This window comes from Wenyingzhuangia gracilariae (genome assembly GCF_056387575.1).
Window position 1 is genome coordinate 2,461,115 of record NZ_CM150748.1, and the last position, 20,523, is coordinate 2,481,637.

Genomic DNA, 20,523 nt, shown 5'->3' on the forward strand with positions numbered 1-20,523 from the left:
TGTTTTGTATCCTCCTTTATTCAAACAAAGATTTTAGTTCTGTAGCTTCTTTTGGCTTTAATTTACCAGCTACTACTAGGCTTAGTTGTTTTCTTTGTAATGCGTTGGTAAAACGTCTTTTTTCTAAGTCTGTTTCCGGAATAATTTGAGGAACTTGTTTCGGTTTACCAGTTTCATCAACAGCAACAAAAGTATAAATAGCTTCGTTTACTTTGGTTCGTTCTCCAGAATTTCTGTCCTCTAAAAACACATCTGCAATTACTTCCATAGATGATGTAAAGGCTCTAGAAACTTTGGCTTCTATGGTCATCATACTTCCTAAAGGAATTACTTTTTCAAAAGACACATTGTTTACAGAAACGGTAACACAAATAGATTTAGAATGTCTTTGTGCAGCAATACAACAAATTCTATCTACACGTGCCAATAATTCCCCTCCAAACAATCCGTTTAGGGCATTGGTGTCACTTGGTAAAATAATATCGGTACTAATTGCTAAAGACGAAGATGAAGTTTTTGCTGTCATAATAAATGGTATAAACGTGTGCTAAATATAAGCTTTATTGTTTACTCATTTACAAATAACCAAGCATGTTTGTTGTCAACTTTTCTAATTTTGTGCAACGTATTTATTGCATCTCTTTTATTATTAAAAGACTCGTAGCTTACTTGGGTTAATCCCCATTTATTTAAACCAATAATGCTAGCCTTGTATCCTTTTTTGTTTAAAAGTGATACTTTTTTTTCTGCATTGGCTGCATCTTTAAAAGCACCTGCAATAATATGATACTTATAGGCAATGTTGGTTGCTTTTACTTCTTTTTCAATTTTTAAAGTAACTGGTGGTAGTGGAGTTAAAATATTGAAAGAAGCTTGTTGAATTTGTGTTGCTATTTCTTGCTGTGCAGCTATTTCTTGTTGGTTTTCAATGTTATTTACATACACATTTCCTCCCAAAAACAAACCGGCTAGTATGGCAGCAGTAGCTATGTATTTACCGTAAGATTTTTTACGTGTAATTTCTTGTTGTGGAGTTGCAATGTTATTTCGTAAAATGTAATTAGCATCTACATCACTTAAACCAAAAGAACTTGTTAAGTAGTTAATTTTGCTAATAGGTTCAAAACACAATTGGTTGTTTACAAGAGTAAATTGTCCAATGTTTTGTAATAAAAGTGGAGCCTTGTGCAAATCTTGCTGCCAGTTTTCTACAGTTTTGTGTATCATTTCTACAGCCTCATCATAAGAAATATTCAAGCTTTTTGCTATATGATTCACCAATAAACCATCGTTTTGTTGAAGGTTTACATTAAAAGAAATGTGTTTTGTTGGTGGTGTAAAAGTGTGTTGATTGGTATTTAGCTGACTTGCGTGCGTATTGCTTACAAATCCTCCAAAATTGGGAACCATTACACATTCATATCTGTAAAGTAAATCGCTTATGTATTTTGATAACTGCATAACACAAAAATATCAAAAAAATAATTAGGTTCAATAGATGGTTTCTGTTTTTTGATAGAAACATTTTTGTAACTTAAAAGAAAATTATTGCGTATGTATATTGAAGAGCTTCAATATGCTTTAGCACTTCAATACACAAAAGGAGTAGGTAGTGTTACAGCAAAAAAATTGATTGCTATTTATGGAAGTGCAGTAGAGTTGTACAAAGCACATCAACAAAAAGAGATTAGAGAAAACGTAAATCCAACTGTTTTTCAAAAATTGTTTTCTAAGACATCTGTAGAAAAGGCAAAAAAAGAAATTGATATAGCTTTAAATAGAGGGATTCATTGTATTTATTACAAGGATATGGATTATCCTCAAAGTTTATTAAACTGTTCTGATGCTCCTATTATTTTATTTAAAGACGGTGTTGAGAAATGCAACAATTATGAAAGAGTAATTAGCATTGTAGGAACTAGAAATATTACAAGTTACGGACGTGAATTTTGTAAAGAATTACTAGCTTCTTTAAAAGGATACAATCCGTTAATTGTAAGTGGTTATGCTTTTGGTGTAGATATTTGTGCACATTTAGAAGCTTTAGAAAACGGATTGCCTACGCTTGCAGTTATGGCTCATGGTTTTGGAACCGTATATCCAAAAGAGCATAAAAGGTATTATAAAAAAATGCAAGAAAGCGGTGGTTTTTTATCAGAATTTGTGTTTGATGAACCTCCGTATAGAGAAAACTTTTTAAAAAGAAATAGAATTGTAGCTGGTATAAGTCAAGCTACAATTGTTATAGAATCTGCTAGTAAAGGAGGTGCGTTGGTTACTGCAGATATTGCAAATTCTTACAATAAAGATGTTTTTGCTGTTCCAGGTAGATCCACAGATGTGTATAGCAAAGGATGTAACAATTTAATTAAACAGCACAAAGCAGCCTTAATTACTTCTGGTGAAGACTTAATAGATCAATTAGGATGGACCTCTAAAATTCATACAAACACAAAAAATATTCAGCCACAGTTGTTTGTAGATTTAGAAGGTGATGAGAAAGATATTTATGATATGTTAGAAATATCTTCTTTATATATGGATGAAATTTCTAGGCTGAGTAACATTCCGATTTATAAAATATCTAATATTATTTTTCAGTTAGAGTTAAAAGGTTTGGTTCAGGTATTGCCAGGAAAAATGATAAAAAGAGTTTAATTTTTTTTAGAAATTAAACTTTCTAAAACTACAGCAGAAACAATAATACTTCCTCCAATTAAAGTTGATATTGTAGGCTTTTCATTTAAAAAAATATAAGCAAGAATAACTACATACACAGGTTGAATACAGCTTAATAATGAAGCTGTAGTGGCAGAAAAATATTTAAAAGTTTTTACGTAGTAAGTGTGTCCAATAGCAGTGGTAAAGGCTCCTAAAAATATTAAATAAGGAAGCAAACTAACGTAGTGATTAATTTTAATGTCTAACACAAAAAGTAAAGGAGTTAAAAGCAAGGTTACCCATCCATTTTGGTAAAACATTAACATGCTAGCATCATAAGTAGCTACATGTTTTTTCATTAAAATATTTCGAGTTCCAAAAAAGATAGCTGAAATAATTCCAAAAAAGATTCCCAAACTTGTTTGATTTCCAAAATTCAATTCGGGAGTAAGTATGTATAGTCCTACTAAAACAACTAAAGCTAACAATAAATGCTTAGGATTGAACTTTGTTTTAAGAAGAAACGGTTCTAATAAAGTGGTAAAAATAGGAAAGGTAAACAAAGAAATAACTCCTAGCCCTGCTCCAGCTAATTGTAGTGCATAGAAATAAGTAATCCAATGTCCTCCTTGTAAAACAGCACAAAAAATAAAAGAACCAGTATCTTTTTTATAATTATAAGTAAGAGCAATCCCTTTAATTTTTACATAAATAGCAAGGGTAATAAAAGCAAAAAAACATCGAGACCAAATACCAATTTCTGGAGGCAAGGAAATAAAATTTCCTAAAGGAGCTGCACCAGCAATAATCATTAGAGCTATGTTTAGCTCTAAAATTTGTTTTACTTCTTTTTTCATACTTTTTATTTGGTTCCTGTGCTTCCAAATCCTCCAGTTCCTCTGTCAGTAGTGTTTAGTTCCTCTACTTCTAACCACTCAGCTTGTTCGTGTTTGGCAATTACCAATTGAGCAATGCGTTCACCATCGGTAACTTCAAAAATTTCGTTGGATAGATTTACCAAAATAACTCCAATTTCACCTCTATAATCTGCATCTATAGTTCCAGGAGAATTTAAAACCGTAATTCCTTTTTTAGCAGCCAAGCCACTTCTAGGTCTTACTTGTGCTTCATAACCTTGTGGCAATGCAATAAACAAACCTGTTTTAATAATGGCACGTTCTAAGGGCTTTAGAAATATACTTTGTGTAATGTTTGCTTTTAAATCTAAACCAGCAGCACCTGTGGTTTCGTATTGAGGTAAAGCGTGTTTTGATTTGTTGATGATTTGCACTTTCATACTAAAAGAATTTAGTGCAAAGAAACTTTTTATTTACCTGTTAAGCAATCTTTGTTTTATGAATTTTTGTTCGTTAAGATAAATAAACACTAGTGTTGATAGAATAAATAAAGTGTTTATAATATAATTACCTCTAAAAAGGTAAAAAGAGGTAAAGCATAAAGCAGAAGTAAATAGGAATAAACCAACAATTTTAGAAACTTCATAAGGTGTTTTGTAATGTTTTTGACCATATAGGTAAGACATTATCATCATAACAGCGTATACAAAAAAAGTAACCCATGCAGCTCCCATGTAACCAAAAAGAGGAACCATGGTAATAAGTCCAATTACGGTTAAAACTCCACCGAATAAAGAAAAATACATGGCATATTTTGTTTTGTTGGTGTTTTTATACCATACAGAAAGATTGTTGTATATCCCTAACAATAAATTGGCTAATAAAATAACAGGCACAATTTCTAAAGTTTGAAAATATTCAGGTTTTTTTAACAACAGTCCAGCAAAAAAATCAATATAAGCAACAATAAACAGAGCAATAAGCGCTCCTAAAATAGTAAACCATTTTAAGATTAAAGCATAGGTGTTTTTTGCGTTTTTTTGCTTGGCAATATTAAAAAAGAAAGGTTCTGCTCCAAGTTTAAAAGCGGTAATAAATAAAGCCATAAACACACCTAATTTATAAGTTCCAGCATAAGCACCTGCTATGTTTTCGTTTAAATAGTTAGGTAAAATTAATTTGTCTAAATTTTCGTTTGTGATGTAGGCAATTCCTGCAATTAAAATAGGCCAACTGTATTTTAGCATTCTTTTTAAAAGTTCAAAATTAATTTGAAGTTTGAATGTTAAAAATAGAGGGATGAATAAAATAAAAATAAATCCGCTAGCCATAAGGTTTGCTAAAAATATATAACCTGCTTTAGAGTTGGTATGAAACCAATCAAAAAGATTAAAACTAGTATGAGTAGGTAAATACCATAAAAAAAGTAGGTTTAAAAGTGCATAAATTGTAATGCTAAGAATTTTAAAACTAGCATAGTTAAGAGATTTGTTTTTTACCCTTAAATAAGCAAAAGGTATCACCACTAGAGTGTCTAGTAAAGTTGTAAAAATTAAAATTTTAAAGTGATTCACTTCATTAAACCCTAACGCAGGAGCAATTTTATAGGCGAATAAAAATAAAGGCATAAGAAGTAAAAATGCTACAAGTCCAATAATGGTAAAAGCAGTGTTGGTAACTTGAGCACTGTTTTTTTCGGAATTAAAGAACTTAAAAAACGTAGTTTCCATCCCAAAAGTAAGTAACACATTAAAATAAGAAGCCCAAACATAATACTCAGTATTTATGTTAAAATCTGCGGTGCTTGGTAAGATTTTTGTATGTAATGCAACAAGAAAAACATTGATGGCTTTGGGTAAAACAGCTGCTATACCATAAACCAAAGTGTTTTTAATAAAAGATTGTAATGTGCTCAAATTAATAAGATATAGCACAAATATATTCTATTTTTGCAGAAAGAAAATGAAAGTAAAAAAGTTATGAGATTTAAAATTACTACATCTGTTATATGGATGGTGTTGTTAGTAACTACAGTTAGTTTTGGTCAATCTACAGAAAAAATGTTTAAAAAATTAAGCTCGGCAGAAAAATGCTGGGTAATTTTTCATCCTTTTAAAGCTAAAAGAGCGCATAGAGTTACTCAAGAAGTAAAACAAGTGATAGATTCTATTTTAAGAACAGAAAATATGGGGAATCATCATGCGGGAAACCAGCTAGATGCTTTTAAACATGCATTTTGGATGTGGAGTTTGGCAGAGGAAATAGGTTGGAGATCTGCCTTGAGTTTGGGAAAACAGCATGAAAAAGGGAATTACCAGTTTTACAAAGAACATAAATTAGAAGACAGAACAACTCCCGATAAAGTTAGTGGTGAAATGGATTTGTATAATAATGCTGTAGGAATTCGGTTGTACAAACAGTATAAAAAACAAAAACTGTCTCAAAAAGAGCGAATTGAAAAGGTAAAAGAAGCTGTTTTAAGAGGAGAAATGAGAATGATTTATCAAACCCATTCAGGTAAATATTTAAATGCAAACGGCTATTTAATTCCTAAAAAAGAATATTACGGAGTATGGAATAATGCTAAATGTTTGGTTCCATCAACCTCTATATTTTTAATGGCTGATAATAAAACTAAATCCCTAAATTTGTCACAAAACATTAAACAATGAAAACAATACACTCAATTTTAGCAGCTTTTGTATTAATCGCTTTAGCAATGGTAGTTTTTAATGCCATTATGAGCTTAAAAAGAAATGAACAATTTAAAACAGGAGACAGAAAATTAGGTTTAATTGCTTTAATATTAACACATACACAGTTAATTATAGGTTTAATTACCTATTATGTTTCTCCGTGGTACAAATTGTTAAAAGGAATAGGAATGGGAAATGCTATGAAAAATGCGGAATTGCGTTTGATGAGTGTTGAACACCCATTAATGATGATTATTGCCATTGTATTAGTAACAGTTGGTTGGTCTAAGCACAAGAAGAAGACAGAAGATGCAGCAAAATTTAAATCGTTTGTTGTTTTTTACGGATTGGCACTTGTTGTAATTTTATCAAGAATACCTTGGTCTCAGTGGTTTCAATAAAATAATTTTATGGCAAAGCATCAAAAAATGCCACTAGCCAAAAGGTTATTGGCATATCCTTTATCTGTTTTATTTTATTTGGTATATGCGTTGTTACTTTGTAGTTTTCATCCAATTCAATGGTTGGCTTTAAAATTATTTGGTTACTCGGGGCATAAAAAAGTAGTCGATGTATTAAACTTTTGTTTAACAGCATCATTATATATACTAGGAACCAAAGTAAAGTTTGTCAATACATTTTCTTTTAAAACAGAAGAACCTTATATTATAATTTCCAATCATCAAAGTACGCATGAAATTCCACCATTGGGTTGGTTTTTTAGAAAATTACATCCTAAGTTTATCGCTAAAAAAGAATTAGGAAAAGGAATTCCTAGTGTTTCATTTAACTTAAAACATGGAGGTTCTGCGTTAATTGATAGGAAAGATGCAAGACAAGCATTATCTGCTATAGGGACATTTGCTAAGTATTTAGAAAAAAATAAAAGAGCAGGAATTATTTTTCCGGAAGGAACCAGAAGTAGAGATGGACAGCCTAAACGTTTTTCTGAAAACGGATTAAAGGTTTTAACCAAGTTTGCCCCATCGGCAACAGTTATTCCTGTAACTATAAACAATTCTTGGAAATTGTGGGAATATGGCCAATTTCCTATGAATATTGGTGTAAAAATGACCATTGAAGTACATAAGCCTATTAAGATTACAGACAAATCTTTTCAAGAGTTGTTTACAGAGGTTGAAGAAAAAGTAAAGAGTAAAATTATTGTATAAGAAACTTGCAAAAATTACTCGAATTATAAATATATACAAGAGAGCTTCTAATCATTTAGAAGCTCTCTTGTGTTTTAATAACCTGTGTTTTGTTTAGCGTTTGGATTTGCAGATATTTCACTTTCAGGTATGGGTAACACTAATTGGTAACTCTCAATGTCAAGCAAATTCGTAGCTTTATGAAAAGCTTTTAAAATGTAGAATCTGTTACCGTCTAATTGTAATTCTTGTTGAGATTGTAAAAAGATTGCTTCGGACAATTCACTTTTACTTATTGTTAATGAAATAAGGGGTTGTTGAGACCTAGTCCTTAATTTATTTAGATACTCAATTGCTTTTGTAATGTTGTTTGTTTGGTTATAGCACTCTGAAAGAAGTAGTAAAATTTCAGAATATCTAGAAATGTTTAAACTTTGAATGTTTAGGTTATAGTTGTTGTTGAGTGAATTTATAAGAGCATAATTGATGTTAGAAGAAGTAAAATCAAAACTATACTTATAAATTAGCTCTGTATCCTCCGGGGGATCAATAGAATTAGATAAGCTATAGTTGCTTTGAGATATTATTTGTTCTAAAAGTTCAATAGCTTTCTGATATTTGTTTTGGGTAAAATAAACTCTACCTAACAAAACTTTACAAAAGTCTTTTGTAATTCTGTTTTCTGTTTCGGATGAACTAGATGGTAAATATTGCAAAGCAAATTCTAAGTCTTTACTTACTTGCGCTATAATTTCCTCAGTGCTTTTATATTTAAACACAGGAATATTAGTAATGGTGTTTAACAGTATTGGCCCTTTACCAAACCAATTAATAATAGCTGAATAAGCATATGCTCTTATGGCATAGGCTTCAGCAAGTTTGCTGTTTAGTTTGTTAGGATGGTCCTTGTAAGTGATAGCACTGTTTTCTGCTAACCTATTAGCCCAATGTATTGTACTGTAAATAGTTTGCCAAAAACTATTTAAATCAGTATTAGTAGGTTTCACTGTATGGCTATTCAAATCAGTTTTGGAACCAAAAGGTTTTTCTGTTATTTGATTTGTGTAAAAAGAATCAAACAGAAATTGATGTTGTAAAAATAAAGGAAGTTCTTTGGTATAAATTTCGGTTAAGAGTGCTTCAATAACTTCTTCATCCAATTCAGGTTGTGAGGTATTAGACTTTACAAGTACATTATCTAACTTAATAGAGTCTAATAGTAAACTATCTTGAGCATTGTTATTAGCTACAATTACAGCATTAATTTTTGCAGATATATTATGAATAGAGTTTTTTTGGATGGTAATAAGACCACTTTTACTAGAGTATGTCTTATTGCTTAAAGTGTATTTTATATCAGCTACTTTCTGATTTACCACAGCAATATTATCAGAAGGAACTATTTTATAATCTCCTTGTAATGTATCATTTGTTTCTAATAGTAAAGTATCGTTTGCTCTTACCACACTAAATAAATAAGTATGGTCAATTGTTTTTTCTATAAAAAAATCAGAGGCTGATAAAACAAGATGTTCAGTTTCTACTTTATTTATTTTTGTGTTTAATTCTTCTTTAGTGCAACTAAGCGTTATTAGTAGAATTAAAGACAGTGCTAAAAAATAACTTTTCATTTCTTTTTAGCGTAAAGCTATCAATTTTTAATTTTAAATTCATCTCTATCTTCTAAAAAACGAAACTGATTTCTGGTTTTTGTTAAGGTATTTTTTGGGAGTGTAATTTGTCTTACAACAGCTTGGTTAGAACAGTGTGTTAACAATTCTCCTAGAGGACCAATTACTTGGGAATCTCCTTGGTAATTTAAATGGTTTCCATCTATTCCTAATCTGTTTACGGCCACTACATAGCACATGTTTTCTATAGCTCTAGCTGTTAGCAAGCTATTCCATGCAAAAGCTCTTTTGGCTGGCCAATTGGCAACATATAAAGCAATGTCGTAATCATTGGTGTTTCTAGACCAAACAGGAAATCGTAAATCGTAACAAATAAAAGGTTGTATTTTAAATCCTTTATAATTTATTGTGGTTGTATTGGTTCCTGGAGTGTAAACATCATTTTCTTTGCCATAAGTAAACAAATGTTTTTTATCGTATACAGATTGAATACCTTCTGGGGTTACAAATACAAACCGATTGTAATATTTGTTGTTTTCTTGAATGCTTAAAGATCCACAAATGGCACAATTTAACTCTTTGGCTTTGGCAAGCATCCAAGTAACAGAAACACCATTCATAGGTTCTGCAATTTTTGTGGGTTCCATACTAAAACCTGTGGCAAACATTTCTGGAAGCACAATTAAATCGGTAGTTATATTGGTTAGCTGCTTGTCTAAAAAAGCAATAGTAGCCAAACTATCCATCCATTGAATATCTGTTTGTACAAGTGTTATGTTTATTGAATTTTGCATAGTATTTCTGTAGCTTTTATGATGGTTTCATCTGTTTTGGCAAAACAAAATCTAAGAACTTTTTCATCTAAATGATTTACGTTAAAAACCGAAACAGGAATAGAGGCTATTTTAAATTCTTTCACCAATCTTTTGGCAAATTCTAAGTCGTTTTCTAAAGTAATCTTATCATATTTTAATAATTGAAAATAAGTTCCTTTGGATGGAATGTAGCTAAATTTAGAGTTTTTAATTCCATTTAAAAACAAATCTCTTTTGTTTTGATAAAATTGGGTTAAGTATTGATAGTTGTTTTCATCTTTTAAAAAAGTAGCAAATGCTTTTTGGTAAGGAGTATTAATGCTGTACACATTAAATTCATGAATTTTTACAAATTCATCCATCAATAGTTTAGGAGCAGCACAATAGCCAATTTTCCAACCTGTGTTGTGAAATGTTTTTCCAAAAGAGGCAATTACAAAACTTTGAGCTTTTAAAATTGGAAATTTACAAGCACTTTGGTGAATATTTCCATCAAAAACCATGTGTTCATAAACTTCATCGCTTAACACAATAATATTAGTGTTTTTAATTAAGTTTTGTAGCGCTAGCATGTCTTGCTCCTCAAACAAAGTTCCGGTAGGGTTTAACGGAGTGTTTAAAATAATCATCTTAGTTTTTGATGTGATTTTAGAAGCTACTTCTTGCCAATTTATTTGGTAATTAGGGTAGTGTAATTGAATACAAACAGGAACTCCACCCGATAATTTTACCACAGGTTCATAACTATCAAAAGCAGGTTTAAAAATAATAACTTCATCGTTTTTATGTATAAAACAAGTAATGGCATTAAACAAAGCTTCGGTAGCACCTGCTGTTATGGTAATTTCGTTTTCAGGATTGTATTTAGTTTGGTATAAAAAATCTATTTTTTGTGCAATGGCGGTTCTCAATTCCAAATCGCCACGCATATGTGCATACTGGTTGTATCCGTTTGCCATAGCTTTGCTAACCAAATCTTGTAAAACAGATGAGGTTTTAAAATTAGGAAAGCCCTGAGACAAATTAATAGCATTGTATTGGTTTGCCAAGCCACTCATGGTGGTAAAAATACTTTCGGGTAAATTGGGTAGTTTAGAATTGATAGTCAACGCACTAGTTTTTTAGATACCATAAAAATAAACATTGATTTGTGATTTAAATGTAAATTAATACTTAATTCCGTAGAGAAGTCTTATTTTTGAACGAATTGAAAAGTTTGATTTTTAATGAAAAAAGATACTAAAGTAGCAGTTTTTGGAGGAGGTAGTTGGGCAACAGCTATTGTTAAAATGTTATGCGAAAAAGTAGATGTAGTAGGGTGGTATATGCGTAATACCACTGCTATTGAGTATATTAAAGAACACAATCATAATCCTAATTATTTAACATCGGTTGAGTTTAAAACCAATCAGCTTTATTTATCTGATGATATTAATGAGCTGGTTTCCTATGCAGATATTATCATTTTTGCAATACCATCGGCCTTTTTAAGCACAGAACTTTCTAAATTAACGGTTTCTTTAACCAATAAAATGGTATTTTCTGCCATTAAAGGTATTGTTCCAGAAACAGGTTTAATTGTAGGAGAACATTTGCATGAGAAACACGAAATTCCGTTTGATAATATTGGAGTGATTACAGGACCTTGCCATGCAGAAGAAGTGGCTATGGAAAGATTGTCTTATTTAACCGTAGCTTGTCAAGATGAGTCTAAGGCTAAAGATTTAGCCGATTGTTTAACATCTGATTATATTTTTTGCAAAACTTCTGATGATATTATTGGTGCAGAATATGCAGCCATGTTAAAAAATATTTATGCCATTGCTGCAGGGATTGCTCATGGTTTAGGGTATGGAGATAATTACCAAGCTGTACTAATGTCTAACGCTATTAGAGAAATGAAGCGTTACATAAGAAAAGTTCATAAAATGAAACGTAACATTAACAACTCTGCTTATTTGGGCGATTTGTTAGTTACAGGTTATTCTACTTTTAGTAGAAACCGTATGTTCGGAAATATGATTGGTAAAGGATATACCGTAAAATCTGCCATGATGGAAATGAAAATGGTTGCAGAAGGTTATTATGCTGTAAAATCTGCATATGAGCTCAATCAAATTAACGGAGCCAGAACTCCTATTATAGATACAGTTTATGCTGTGGTTTACGAAGGAAAAAGCCCCAGAAAGCATTTTAAAATATTGTCTGAAAATTTAGACTAAAACCAAAAAATCCCATTTTATAAAATGGGATTTTTTAGTTGTATAAAAGAGGTGTTATTTTACAACAATACCTTCTTTATTTAATTGTTTTACCCTTCTTAAGGCACCTTCTTTAATCGTATTTTTTTCAAACACATATTTCTTTTCATACATGGTGTTACCCACAAAAAAAGTAGTGTTAAAAAAGTTGTTTAGTTTAAACAAATCGGGCTGAATTAATTCTACTTTGGCAAAAGACTTTGCAGGTAATTTCTGAAGTGTTTTTCGCATTACAGAAGTTTCTATCAATTTGTCTTCATCATATCCTTTAGAAACAATAAGAACCATTTCTAAGTCTTCTTCTTTGTCGTTTACCAAATAAACATTCCAGTCTTCGCATTGAAATTCGTTGTTGTATTCTTTTACAACAGTCATAAATACATTTTCTACTTCTGGAATTTGAATGTCTTTTTTCATGATAAAATAATAGATGGTTTAAAACCTAAATAAGCGACAAAAGTAACAATTTGTAGGAAACTAAAGGGAAGTTGCTCTTTATGATTTTTGGATATTGGGTAGTATGCGTTGTATTTGTTCTAAAAGATTTTCTATTTCAGATACAGCATCTGGATTTTTATCAACAACCATCGTACTTTGTCTTTCTATTAAAGTAACATCTACAAAGCTTTTACTAATGGAGTGATGTTCTAATTGATGTAAAATTTTATGAACAGCTTGTTTTCCTACTTCTAGAAAATTTTGACGAATTGTTGTTAATGGGGGATTAAAATAGGCACTATCAGGAGTGTCGTCAAAACCTGTAACCATTAATTGTTGTGGTACAGCAATAGCTTGTTCTGCACATGCTCTTAATGCTCCTAAAGCCATTTGATCGCTAACCACCAAAAGAGCTTGAAATTTTTTGGGATGCAACAACATTTTAGTAGCTTCTATATAACCACTTTCTGCACTCCAATTTCCTTCGGCTTCTAGTACAATTTCTGCATTGTGTTTTTTTATTTCTTGTTTCCAAGCCAAATTTCTTTGTTGTGCAGCCCAAGAATTTGTAGGTCCATTTAGTAAGGCAAAACGAGTGTGACCTTGCAAAAGTAAATGTTGTATGGTTAATTCTGCACCTTGGTAATGATTGGAAGAAACTTGACTTACCTTAGCTTCGGTAGGAACATCTATAAACAAAAAACAGATGTGTGGGTGTTTTTGTACTATTTTTTCGGCTGCTTGTGAAGAAACTCCTAGGTTGATGATAATTCCTTCTACTTGTTGCGATTTTAAATCTCGAATAGCTTCTTCTAAACTTTCGTTGTTTTGTTCTACAACAGTAAAAGCAATGCTGTATCCTTGGTTTTTACTCTCTATTCTAATGCCTTCTACAATATTCATGGCACCTTCCATAGACATTTTAAGAGAAATAATTCCTAGTATTTTTGCCTTTTTTCGAACCAATAATTGTGCTCCTTTATTAGGTACATAGCCTAAAGTATCTATGGCTTCTTGTACCTTTTTTAAGGTAACAGGATCTACCCCTTTACCCCCGTTGGTAACTCTAGAAACGGTTTGTGTAGAAACTCCTGCCAGTGCAGCTACATCTTTAAATGTGACTTTTTTACTCATGTGTTACAAATCTAATCATTAAATATAAAAGCATTTGTACTTAATTTTACTTCATCGCAAAAAAAAATCTACTTTTTGTAAGTAAACAAAAAGTAGATTGAAATACACGGGGTAATTTGTTTTATAATTTAACTACAAAACCTCCTCCGGGAGCCATTCTAATAGTTATTGTATGGGTTTTAGGCAGTGTTTCTTTTTTAAAATCTACACCATTAGTATCTGCATTAATACCATCTTTGTAAACAGTTAAAGGTCCTGTTTTTCCTGTAATATCTTTTATGTTTAAGGTAATTTCTCTGGCATCCCAATTGTTTAATCCACCAATATACCAAGTGTCACCACTTCGTCTTGCTGTTACAATATATTCACCCATTTTTCCATCTATTGTTTTACTTTCGTCCCAAACTGTTGGTACAGAAGCAATAAATTCTGTACTTATAGGATTTTTTTCGTAATTGGTTGGAGTGTCGCATAACATATTTAATGGCGATAGAAAGATGATATACTCTGCTAGCTGATGCATACGAGTTCCTTGACTCATAGGTTTAGAAAAGTTAGGGTGGTATTGTGTTTCTACTTTATTTGTAATGGTGTTTAAAGCTTTTACTGCGTTGTTCATAGCACCTTGTGTATAATCTACAGGTCCAGAAATCATTCTAATAAAAGGAAGCGTTACGTCATAAGTAACCTGATCGCATGTAGCAGGTTGCCATTTCATTTGCTCTAATCCGTGAACTCCTTCAAAGTTTAAAATATTTGGATATGTTCTTTGCAATCCAGCAGGTTTATAGGTTCCGTGTAAGTCTACCAATAAGTTGTATTTGGCACAAACTTGTGCAACACGTTCGTTAAAGTACACCAATTCTTGATCGTCTCCGTTCATAAAATCTACTTTAAATCCTTTTACACCCATTTTGCTATAATGTTCGGATACTTTTTCCATATCTCTATCAAAAGCATAATATCCTGCCCAAAGAATAATACCTACATTTCTTTCTTTTGCATAAGCAATTAATTCTTCTAGATTAATTTCAGGAACAACTTGCATTAAATCATAGACTTTGTTTACAGACCAACCCTCGTCTAAAATCACATATTCAATTCCGTTTTTAGAAGCAAAATCTATATAGTATTTATAAGTAGCGTTGTTTACACCTGTTTTAAAATCTACACCTTCTAGGTTCCAGTTGTTCCACCAATCCCAAGCTACTTTACCTGGTTTTATCCAATCGGTATTACCAATTGCATTTTCCTCTGCCAATTTGTAAGTCATGGTTGTGTTTGCCAAATCAGCATCGTTTCCAGTTACTATGGCAGCCCTCCAAGGAAAAGTTCTTTTGGTGTTTATTTTGGCAATATAATTATGACGAGATTTTACTGTTACTTGTAAGTTGTTGTACCCAGAATGTTCTTCTACTTTATTGCGCAAAGGAGCAAAAAAAGCACTTAATGTATTTTCTTTTTGGGTAGCTTTTATATACATTCCTGGGTAATTTCTTAAATCACTTTCTGTAATAGTAACACGTTTTCCTTTTGGAGCTTGTACGCTTAAAGGCAAAAAAATCAAACGTTCTTTGTCTAGCTCAGATATTTTTAAATGAGTATAAGTGTTTTCAAAAGATTGAGACAATTGATGTTCTAAATCTCCTGGAGAATATACATAAGGTATTGTTGTGTTGGCATTGTTTACAAATTGATAATCGGCAATTTCATTAACAATTTTATAAGTCCCATTTTTGGTGCTTGTAAATCGGTAAGCAATACCATCGTTGTAGGCTCTAAATTCTAATCCCCAATTGTCTTTAAATTGTATGGCCACTTGGTTGTATTCGTCTTTTACTTTTTTGGTTTTGTAAAAGGGTGCATGAATGGTTTTGTTTACGGATGATTTTTGAACACTTTTTATTTTAGGTTGTTCTCCCCATGTGGTTCCTTCGGATAATATCATGGCAATTTTAGAAGGAGCCAATACAAGAACATCGTCTTGAGAAATTGAATACCTAATGTCTTTTTCTATGTTAATTTGTGTTGCAGTTTTACCGTCTGGCGATTTTAAAATTATTTTTTGTGTTGTTGCTCCCATAGCTGTGTTGGTTATTAATAATAAGCTCATGATGAGTGTTAAGGTTGTTATTTTTTTCATTTTTCTGTATTTTAAAAATTTATATTCTTTTTGTAATTGTTACCACCAAATTTCGAATTGCAAACCATAAGTAAATCCTTTGGTGCTACTTCCAAAAGGTGCATTGGTTGGTGTTGTACCTATATGGCCTTTTAAATCGTTACTCCAAAAAGCATAGGTAACTAAGGGTCTTAAAACGGGTCTAGAGTAAAATCCTTTTTTTAAAGATATTTCTGGGGTAAAAGAAATTCGTTGTAAGTTACCTTCTACATTTACTTGCTGATTGTAAATGTATTCTGTACTTAGTTCTAAGCTTAGTTTAATATAACGATTAAAATAGTACATTCCTCTGGCACCTGTGGCTATCCAATACATTTTGCTACCTTGGTTTTCTATATAGTTTTTGGTTCCAGATTCATAATTATACGGTTGTGTACCAAAGTTTTTAAATACACTCATAAAAATACCATTGATGGCAAAACGCTCAAAATCATCATATAAAAAGTTGTTGTTAATTTCTAAGGCATAGGTAGTTCTTAAATCTGTTAACACCAAAGAAGAATTGTTTGGATTCTCTTTTTGAGACATTCCTGTCCAATGATGTTGTGCAACATTAGCTCCTTGTCTAAACAGAATTCCAAATGTATTGCTAATACGATTTTTTTCTGTGTCTAACCAAGCAAAGGCTCCAACTCCGTGACGATTTTTATAAGCTAGGGTTTGGTTTTTTGTACGTAACGAATAATTTACAGCTAAGTTTATTTTACTGTGTTTGCTCACTGGTACGTGTACCCAACGTGCATCAAACGTAAATGCTTTTAAGGTGCTTTGATTGCGATTGATGTATGAAATCACTTTTTGATCTTCAAATGTCCAAACACCAAATTTTAAATCTTGTCCTTCTTTGTTGGTAATTAAATTTTCTATTCCCATTCCCCAACCTGTTTGTGCAGGATTCATCCATTGTTTGTCTAATAAATGAATGGCTTGTCTGTGGTAGTATCGTTTACCAATCCATAGTACTTCTTTTTTGCCTAACAAATTGTTTCCGCGAACATATAATTGTGCGGTTTTGTCAAATTGCATTCCGTTTTCACTTCCAAAGGCTTCGTAAAAAGAAGTCATCCAAACTACATCTACCGATTTGTTCTCTTTTTGGTTTATGTAACGAGTGTAATCAAATTCTAATTCTCCATATGTGTCTGCTTGGTTACCCAAACTAAATTTATTTAAAGCACCAGGCATTTGAAAATGAGCTTGTGTTGCTCCGCCTTCACTTTTTCCCATTCCAGTTCTTATGTAGCCAGAAGTTCCAAAATAGTTTAGATTGTCTTCTAATAATTTTTGACTATTTGCTTTTACGCATAGTAGTAAAAAAATAGGAAGCCATATTTTACAAGGTTTAAAAAGTTGATCTCGTTTCATTTTAAATTGATTTTTGATGTTACAAACATCAATTAATGTTTACGCAAACATATATAAAAATATTGATATTTTTGTAGTTTTTAATGTTTATTGTGTTTTTGAAAACATTTTAGGTGTAGAAATACAGTAAAATAAGAGTAAGCACACTAATTTTAATAATTTCTTATTTTAGTTTTATTCTAAAAAAAGGAATTGTAAATAATCTAAAACATAAAAAAAACGACAAGTAATATTCTTGCCGTTCTCTTTTTTAGCTAAGTAACAGTTCTGTAGAGTTATTTTTCGTAGATGTATAGCGTACCTCCTATAGTTTCTGTTTGTTGTTCTTTTTTTAAAGGTGTAAAATAAAAATAATTAATATCACAAGTTATTTTTAATGCTTCACTGTTTAATGATGCTGTCCAAATTACTTCAGGAATTGCATTATTAGAGGTAGTTCCCCATTTGGTAATTAGTTGTTTCTTAATTTCTTTAAAAGGGAGGTTTAACGTATCTTTATTATGGACAATTAACAAAGCATTTTCTGTTTTGTTCAATTCAATTGTGCTGTTTGTAGTATGAATTGTTTTGGGTTGATTGTTCTTATAAAACGAAAAGTTATATAAGTAATCTGCTCCTTGTGTAGCAATTAATGTAGGCTTTTTAGTTCTATAGAAAACTTTAGTTTGATGAGTTTTATTTTTATAGATCTTACGATATTTTAATCCCATAGATTCCATGTAAACCTTGGCTTCATTAATAAATCGTGAATGTGTTTCTTTTTGACTTTTTTGATATAAACTATCTATATTTTGAGCAAACCAGGGTCTGATTTTTTGCATTCCATGATGATCGTCTAAATAATCTAAAATAGATTTTACTTGATTGTGGATAGAGTCTGGCAAAGTGACTAATTGTGTGTTTTTGTGTTGAAATGCCCATTTGGGTAACTGTTCTGTATCCCAAAGAGTTTCTGTATTGATTTTCCCATTCTGTAAAATTCCTTGAGTTTCTAGTATTTTTTGCAATCTATAAGTTTGAGAGTTTTCACTAACTGAAAACATTCCCCAGGGGCCAAAAGAGCTTAAGCACAACAAAATAGATAAAGAAATGGGAATGAATTTAATGTTGTCTTTTTTAAATAAAAAGAATAGACAAACCAAAAGAATCCATATAGCTAAGGTAATAGATGCATAGCGTTTAACAGTAATTCCATAAGCATTTACTCTTATGTTAATTGCTAAAAACAATAACACAGTTAGGGGTAACATTGCTATAAAAAAGGCTTTGGTAAATTTAGAAATCCATAAATCTTCTTTGGTTTTACCATAAGGATATAGCAATAGAATGGTAAAAAAACCAAGAATGGCTACTCCCGAAACTAAATAAGTAACCCACCCTTTTGGCCAACTTCCTAGTAAAGTAATTTTAGAAGCATATGCATAAAGAATTATTAAATATAGAATAAGCAATGGAAGTAATATGTATTGAGAAAATATTTTTAATCCTTTAGGGTATTCGGTAATATCTTCTAGTTCATTTAAATTAGTAGGAATACCAGCAACAAAAAACCAAGTATTAAAAAGACCAATTACCACTATAAACATTTCAAAATATAGTTCGTAATTAATGTTTATTTGAAATAATATGTTTAATGCAAAAAGAGCAATTGTTAAGCCTATGTATAAAACACCTGAATATAAAATAGCAGTGCAAAAGCGTAAAAATAGAGTTTTATTGTAGTTCCAAAAGCCATTAAGATGTTTGTTTTTTAGGTAGGGAATATAGGCAACCAAAAGGTGGGTAATAACATTGTAAATTCCATATCGGGTGTAAGAAATATGTAAGTTGTGGCTTTCTAAAGAATTGGGTAAAGAAAAATAAACCCCAATCAACAATCCTAAAGTTAGTATGTGCGTAATGATATTAAATGTTTTAGAATTTTGTTGTTGTTCCTTAAAAATAGTGACACAAAAAAATAAAGGGACTCCTAAAGCAAAAGTTAACAATGCATTGATGTAATTTATGGATAGGTCTAGGTCTTTTTGATATTCTACTAAAAAAATAGCCAATAATACACCGCAAATAGCAGATATAATTACCCATGGAAAACGAAAAAAAGAAGTTTTTGCACGAGTAGCTACATGAGAAAAAGAAAATTTCATAGTTAGTTTTTTGCTAAAGATAGCAAAAGAAATAATTGTGTAGGTAAAAACAGAATGCTACAAAAAATGGTGAAAAAAAACGATTCATTGAAAAATGAATCGTTTTTTTTATTTGTTAGTTAATGCTTTTAAACTGTTCTAAGAAACGAACATCGTTTTCATAAAACATTCTAATATCCGGAATTTGATATAACAACATAGCAATACGTTCTATTCCCATTCCAAATGCATAACCACTATATTTTGTAGGGTCTATATTGGCATTTTTTAACACATTAGGGTCTACCATTCCACATCCCATAATTTCTAACCAACCTGTTCCTTTGGTAATTTTATAATCTGTTTCTGTTTCTAGTCCCCAATAAATATCTACTTCGGCACTTGGCTCTGTAAATGGAAAATAAGAAGGACGTAAACGTATTTTAGATTTTCCAAACATTTCTTGTGTAAAGTATAACAAAGTTTGTTTTAAATCGGCAAAAGATACATCGGTATCAATGTACAAACCTTCTACTTGATGAAAAATACAGTGAGCTCTAGCAGAAATATCTTCGTTTCTAAATACTCTACCAGGAGACAACGTTCTAATAGGTGGCTGGTTGTTTTCCATATATCTTGTTTGTACAGATGATGTATGTGTACGCAGTAAAATATCTGGATTTTGCTCAATAAAAAACGTGTCTTGCATATCTCTTGCAGGATGATATTCTGGCAAGTTTAACGCAGTAAAGTTGTGCCAGTCATCTTCAATTTCTGGACCTTCAGAAACGGTAAAACCAATTCTAGAAAACACATCAATAATCTGATTTTTTACAATAGATATAGGATGGCGAGATCCTAAACTTAAAGGCTCTGCAGGTCTAGTTAAATCGTTTAAGCTAGCTTTGTTAAGATTTGCATCTTCTAAAGATTCCCTTAATTTATTTACTTTTTCTTCAGCAGCGTTTTTAAAAGTATTTAGTGCTTGACCAAATTCTTTTTTCTGATCGTTGGCAACATTTTTAAACTCAGCAAAAAGATCGTTTAAAATTCCTTTTTTACCAATGTATTTAATTCTAAATGCTTCTAGTTCCTCTTTAGTAGTGGCCTTAAAATCATTTACTTCACCAATTAGTTCTTTAACTTTATCTAACATAATTGTTATTCAGAAATTAGATTGCAAATTTAACAAACTATTTGGAGTAATAC

General features: G+C 31.2%; 19 protein-coding genes. 5 read left to right on the plus strand and 14 right to left on the minus strand.

Translation table 11 applies throughout. The features are described 5' to 3' along the window. Nucleotides 1-16: 16 nt before the first annotated feature. Both ACY2IJ_RS10680 and ACY2IJ_RS10685 read right to left on the minus strand, forming a co-directional pair. The gene (locus ACY2IJ_RS10680) at nt 17-526 is read right to left on the minus strand and encodes an acyl-CoA thioesterase (protein ID WP_476724354.1); all 510 of its coding nucleotides are present in this window, start codon (nt 524-526) and stop codon (nt 17-19) included. Between the two features lie 41 nt (nt 527-567). Beyond that, nucleotides 568-1,461, minus strand: coding sequence for an HU domain-containing protein (locus ACY2IJ_RS10685; RefSeq protein ID WP_476724355.1), 894 nt, complete (start codon nt 1,459-1,461; stop codon nt 568-570). 93 nt (nt 1,462-1,554) lie between these two features. Here ACY2IJ_RS10685 and dprA point away from each other — a divergent pair, with 93 nt between their 5' ends. Then, entirely contained in the window at nt 1,555-2,658 is a 1,104-nt protein-coding gene (gene dprA, locus ACY2IJ_RS10690; protein ID WP_476724356.1) for a DNA-processing protein DprA, read from the plus strand. On the opposite strand, the gene ACY2IJ_RS10695 is transcribed toward dprA, so the two are convergent. Genes ACY2IJ_RS10695 through ACY2IJ_RS10705 form a run of 3 tightly spaced genes read right to left on the minus strand, consistent with a single transcriptional unit; the run spans nt 2,655 to nt 5,434 of the window. Then, on the minus strand, nt 2,655-3,518 hold the full coding sequence (locus ACY2IJ_RS10695; protein ID WP_476724357.1) for a DMT family transporter: 864 nt from the start codon (nt 3,516-3,518) through the stop codon (nt 2,655-2,657). The two genes, dprA and ACY2IJ_RS10695, sit on opposite strands and share 4 nt — an antisense overlap. A 5-nt stretch (nt 3,519-3,523) precedes the next feature. Then, nucleotides 3,524-3,958, minus strand: coding sequence for a dUTP diphosphatase (gene dut / locus ACY2IJ_RS10700; RefSeq protein WP_476724358.1), 435 nt, complete (start codon nt 3,956-3,958; stop codon nt 3,524-3,526). Nucleotides 3,959-3,991: 33 nt separating this feature from the next. Continuing rightward, complete coding sequence (locus ACY2IJ_RS10705; protein WP_476724359.1) at nt 3,992-5,434, minus strand: lipopolysaccharide biosynthesis protein; 1,443 nt, start codon at nt 5,432-5,434, stop codon at nt 3,992-3,994. A 63-nt stretch (nt 5,435-5,497) separates the two neighbouring features. Between ACY2IJ_RS10705 and ACY2IJ_RS10710 the strand changes: the two genes are divergently transcribed. From ACY2IJ_RS10710 to ACY2IJ_RS10720, 3 genes are read left to right on the plus strand one after another with little or no spacing between them, the layout of a single operon-like run. Continuing rightward, nucleotides 5,498-6,190, plus strand: coding sequence for a DUF6973 domain-containing protein (locus ACY2IJ_RS10710; protein ID WP_476724360.1), 693 nt, complete (start codon nt 5,498-5,500; stop codon nt 6,188-6,190). Next, the gene (locus ACY2IJ_RS10715) at nt 6,187-6,615 is read left to right on the plus strand and encodes a hypothetical protein (RefSeq protein ID WP_476724361.1); all 429 of its coding nucleotides are present in this window, start codon (nt 6,187-6,189) and stop codon (nt 6,613-6,615) included. Before ACY2IJ_RS10710 ends, ACY2IJ_RS10715 begins: the two co-directional genes overlap by 4 nt. A 9-nt stretch (nt 6,616-6,624) precedes the next feature. Next, nucleotides 6,625-7,386, plus strand: a complete 762-nt coding sequence (locus ACY2IJ_RS10720; RefSeq protein ID WP_476724362.1) for a 1-acyl-sn-glycerol-3-phosphate acyltransferase — start codon at nt 6,625-6,627, stop codon at nt 7,384-7,386. 74 nt (nt 7,387-7,460) lie between these two features. On the opposite strand, the gene ACY2IJ_RS10725 is transcribed toward ACY2IJ_RS10720, so the two are convergent. The 3 genes from ACY2IJ_RS10725 to ACY2IJ_RS10735 are packed head-to-tail and all read right to left on the minus strand — an operon-like array spanning nt 7,461 to nt 10,920. Then, entirely contained in the window at nt 7,461-8,996 is a 1,536-nt protein-coding gene (locus ACY2IJ_RS10725; protein ID WP_476724363.1) for a RagB/SusD family nutrient uptake outer membrane protein, read from the minus strand. 20 nt (nt 8,997-9,016) lie between these two features. Beyond that, complete coding sequence (locus tag ACY2IJ_RS10730; protein WP_476724364.1) at nt 9,017-9,790, minus strand: amidohydrolase; 774 nt, start codon at nt 9,788-9,790, stop codon at nt 9,017-9,019. Beyond that, nucleotides 9,775-10,920 (minus strand): methionine aminotransferase, encoded by a 1,146-nt coding sequence (locus ACY2IJ_RS10735; RefSeq protein ID WP_476724365.1) that lies wholly within the window; start codon nt 10,918-10,920, stop codon nt 9,775-9,777. Before ACY2IJ_RS10735 ends, ACY2IJ_RS10730 begins: the two co-directional genes overlap by 16 nt. A gap of 117 nt (nt 10,921-11,037) precedes the next feature. Between ACY2IJ_RS10735 and ACY2IJ_RS10740 the strand changes: the two genes are divergently transcribed. Continuing rightward, a complete protein-coding gene (locus ACY2IJ_RS10740) occupies nt 11,038-12,033 on the plus strand; it encodes an NAD(P)H-dependent glycerol-3-phosphate dehydrogenase (protein WP_476724367.1) in 996 nt (331 codons plus the stop codon). Between the two features lie 54 nt (nt 12,034-12,087). Here the strand turns inward: ACY2IJ_RS10740 and ACY2IJ_RS10745 are convergent, their stop codons facing one another. From ACY2IJ_RS10745 to pheS, 6 genes are all read right to left on the minus strand, one after another. Then, on the minus strand, nt 12,088-12,489 hold the full coding sequence (locus tag ACY2IJ_RS10745; protein ID WP_476724368.1) for a hypothetical protein: 402 nt from the start codon (nt 12,487-12,489) through the stop codon (nt 12,088-12,090). A 78-nt stretch (nt 12,490-12,567) separates the two neighbouring features. Next, a complete protein-coding gene (locus ACY2IJ_RS10750) occupies nt 12,568-13,644 on the minus strand; it encodes a LacI family DNA-binding transcriptional regulator (RefSeq protein ID WP_476724369.1) in 1,077 nt (358 codons plus the stop codon). Nucleotides 13,645-13,765: 121 nt separating this feature from the next. Further along, nucleotides 13,766-15,787: a glycoside hydrolase family 97 protein gene (locus tag ACY2IJ_RS10755; protein WP_476724370.1), complete on the minus strand. Its 2,022-nt coding sequence runs from the start codon at nt 15,785-15,787 to the stop codon at nt 13,766-13,768. Between the two features lie 39 nt (nt 15,788-15,826). Beyond that, complete coding sequence (locus tag ACY2IJ_RS10760) at nt 15,827-17,191, minus strand: carbohydrate porin (protein ID WP_476724371.1); 1,365 nt, start codon at nt 17,189-17,191, stop codon at nt 15,827-15,829. 275 nt (nt 17,192-17,466) lie between these two features. Beyond that, the gene (locus tag ACY2IJ_RS10765) at nt 17,467-19,335 is read right to left on the minus strand and encodes a DUF4153 domain-containing protein (RefSeq protein WP_476724372.1); all 1,869 of its coding nucleotides are present in this window, start codon (nt 19,333-19,335) and stop codon (nt 17,467-17,469) included. Nucleotides 19,336-19,450: 115 nt separating this feature from the next. After that, on the minus strand, nt 19,451-20,470 hold the full coding sequence (pheS, locus tag ACY2IJ_RS10770) for a phenylalanine--tRNA ligase subunit alpha (RefSeq protein WP_476724373.1): 1,020 nt from the start codon (nt 20,468-20,470) through the stop codon (nt 19,451-19,453). Between the last annotated feature and the right edge of the window lie 53 nt (nt 20,471-20,523).

What these genes read in the sequence shown, in the direction of transcription:
- ACY2IJ_RS10765 (WP_476724372.1), bottom strand. Translation starts at nt 19,335, where the DNA reads ATGAAATTTTCTTTTTCTCATGTAGCTACTCGTGCAAAAACTTCTTTT.
- ACY2IJ_RS10710 (WP_476724360.1), top strand. Translation starts at nt 5,498, where the DNA reads ATGAGATTTAAAATTACTACATCTGTTATATGGATGGTGTTGTTAGTA.
- dut (WP_476724358.1), bottom strand. Translation starts at nt 3,958, where the DNA reads ATGAAAGTGCAAATCATCAACAAATCAAAACACGCTTTACCTCAATAC.
- ACY2IJ_RS10725 (WP_476724363.1), bottom strand. Translation starts at nt 8,996, where the DNA reads ATGAAAAGTTATTTTTTAGCACTGTCTTTAATTCTACTAATAACGCTT.
- ACY2IJ_RS10745 (WP_476724368.1), bottom strand. Translation starts at nt 12,489, where the DNA reads ATGAAAAAAGACATTCAAATTCCAGAAGTAGAAAATGTATTTATGACT.
- ACY2IJ_RS10715 (WP_476724361.1), top strand. Translation starts at nt 6,187, where the DNA reads ATGAAAACAATACACTCAATTTTAGCAGCTTTTGTATTAATCGCTTTA.
- ACY2IJ_RS10760 (WP_476724371.1), bottom strand. Translation starts at nt 17,191, where the DNA reads ATGAAACGAGATCAACTTTTTAAACCTTGTAAAATATGGCTTCCTATT.
- pheS (WP_476724373.1), bottom strand. Translation starts at nt 20,470, where the DNA reads ATGTTAGATAAAGTTAAAGAACTAATTGGTGAAGTAAATGATTTTAAG.
- dprA (WP_476724356.1), top strand. Translation starts at nt 1,555, where the DNA reads ATGTATATTGAAGAGCTTCAATATGCTTTAGCACTTCAATACACAAAA.
- ACY2IJ_RS10730 (WP_476724364.1), bottom strand. Translation starts at nt 9,790, where the DNA reads ATGCAAAATTCAATAAACATAACACTTGTACAAACAGATATTCAATGG.
- ACY2IJ_RS10740 (WP_476724367.1), top strand. Translation starts at nt 11,038, where the DNA reads ATGAAAAAAGATACTAAAGTAGCAGTTTTTGGAGGAGGTAGTTGGGCA.
- ACY2IJ_RS10680 (WP_476724354.1), bottom strand. Translation starts at nt 526, where the DNA reads ATGACAGCAAAAACTTCATCTTCGTCTTTAGCAATTAGTACCGATATT.
- ACY2IJ_RS10695 (WP_476724357.1), bottom strand. Translation starts at nt 3,518, where the DNA reads ATGAAAAAAGAAGTAAAACAAATTTTAGAGCTAAACATAGCTCTAATG.
- ACY2IJ_RS10720 (WP_476724362.1), top strand. Translation starts at nt 6,625, where the DNA reads ATGGCAAAGCATCAAAAAATGCCACTAGCCAAAAGGTTATTGGCATAT.
- ACY2IJ_RS10755 (WP_476724370.1), bottom strand. Translation starts at nt 15,787, where the DNA reads ATGAAAAAAATAACAACCTTAACACTCATCATGAGCTTATTATTAATA.
- ACY2IJ_RS10750 (WP_476724369.1), bottom strand. Translation starts at nt 13,644, where the DNA reads ATGAGTAAAAAAGTCACATTTAAAGATGTAGCTGCACTGGCAGGAGTT.
- ACY2IJ_RS10685 (WP_476724355.1), bottom strand. Translation starts at nt 1,461, where the DNA reads ATGCAGTTATCAAAATACATAAGCGATTTACTTTACAGATATGAATGT.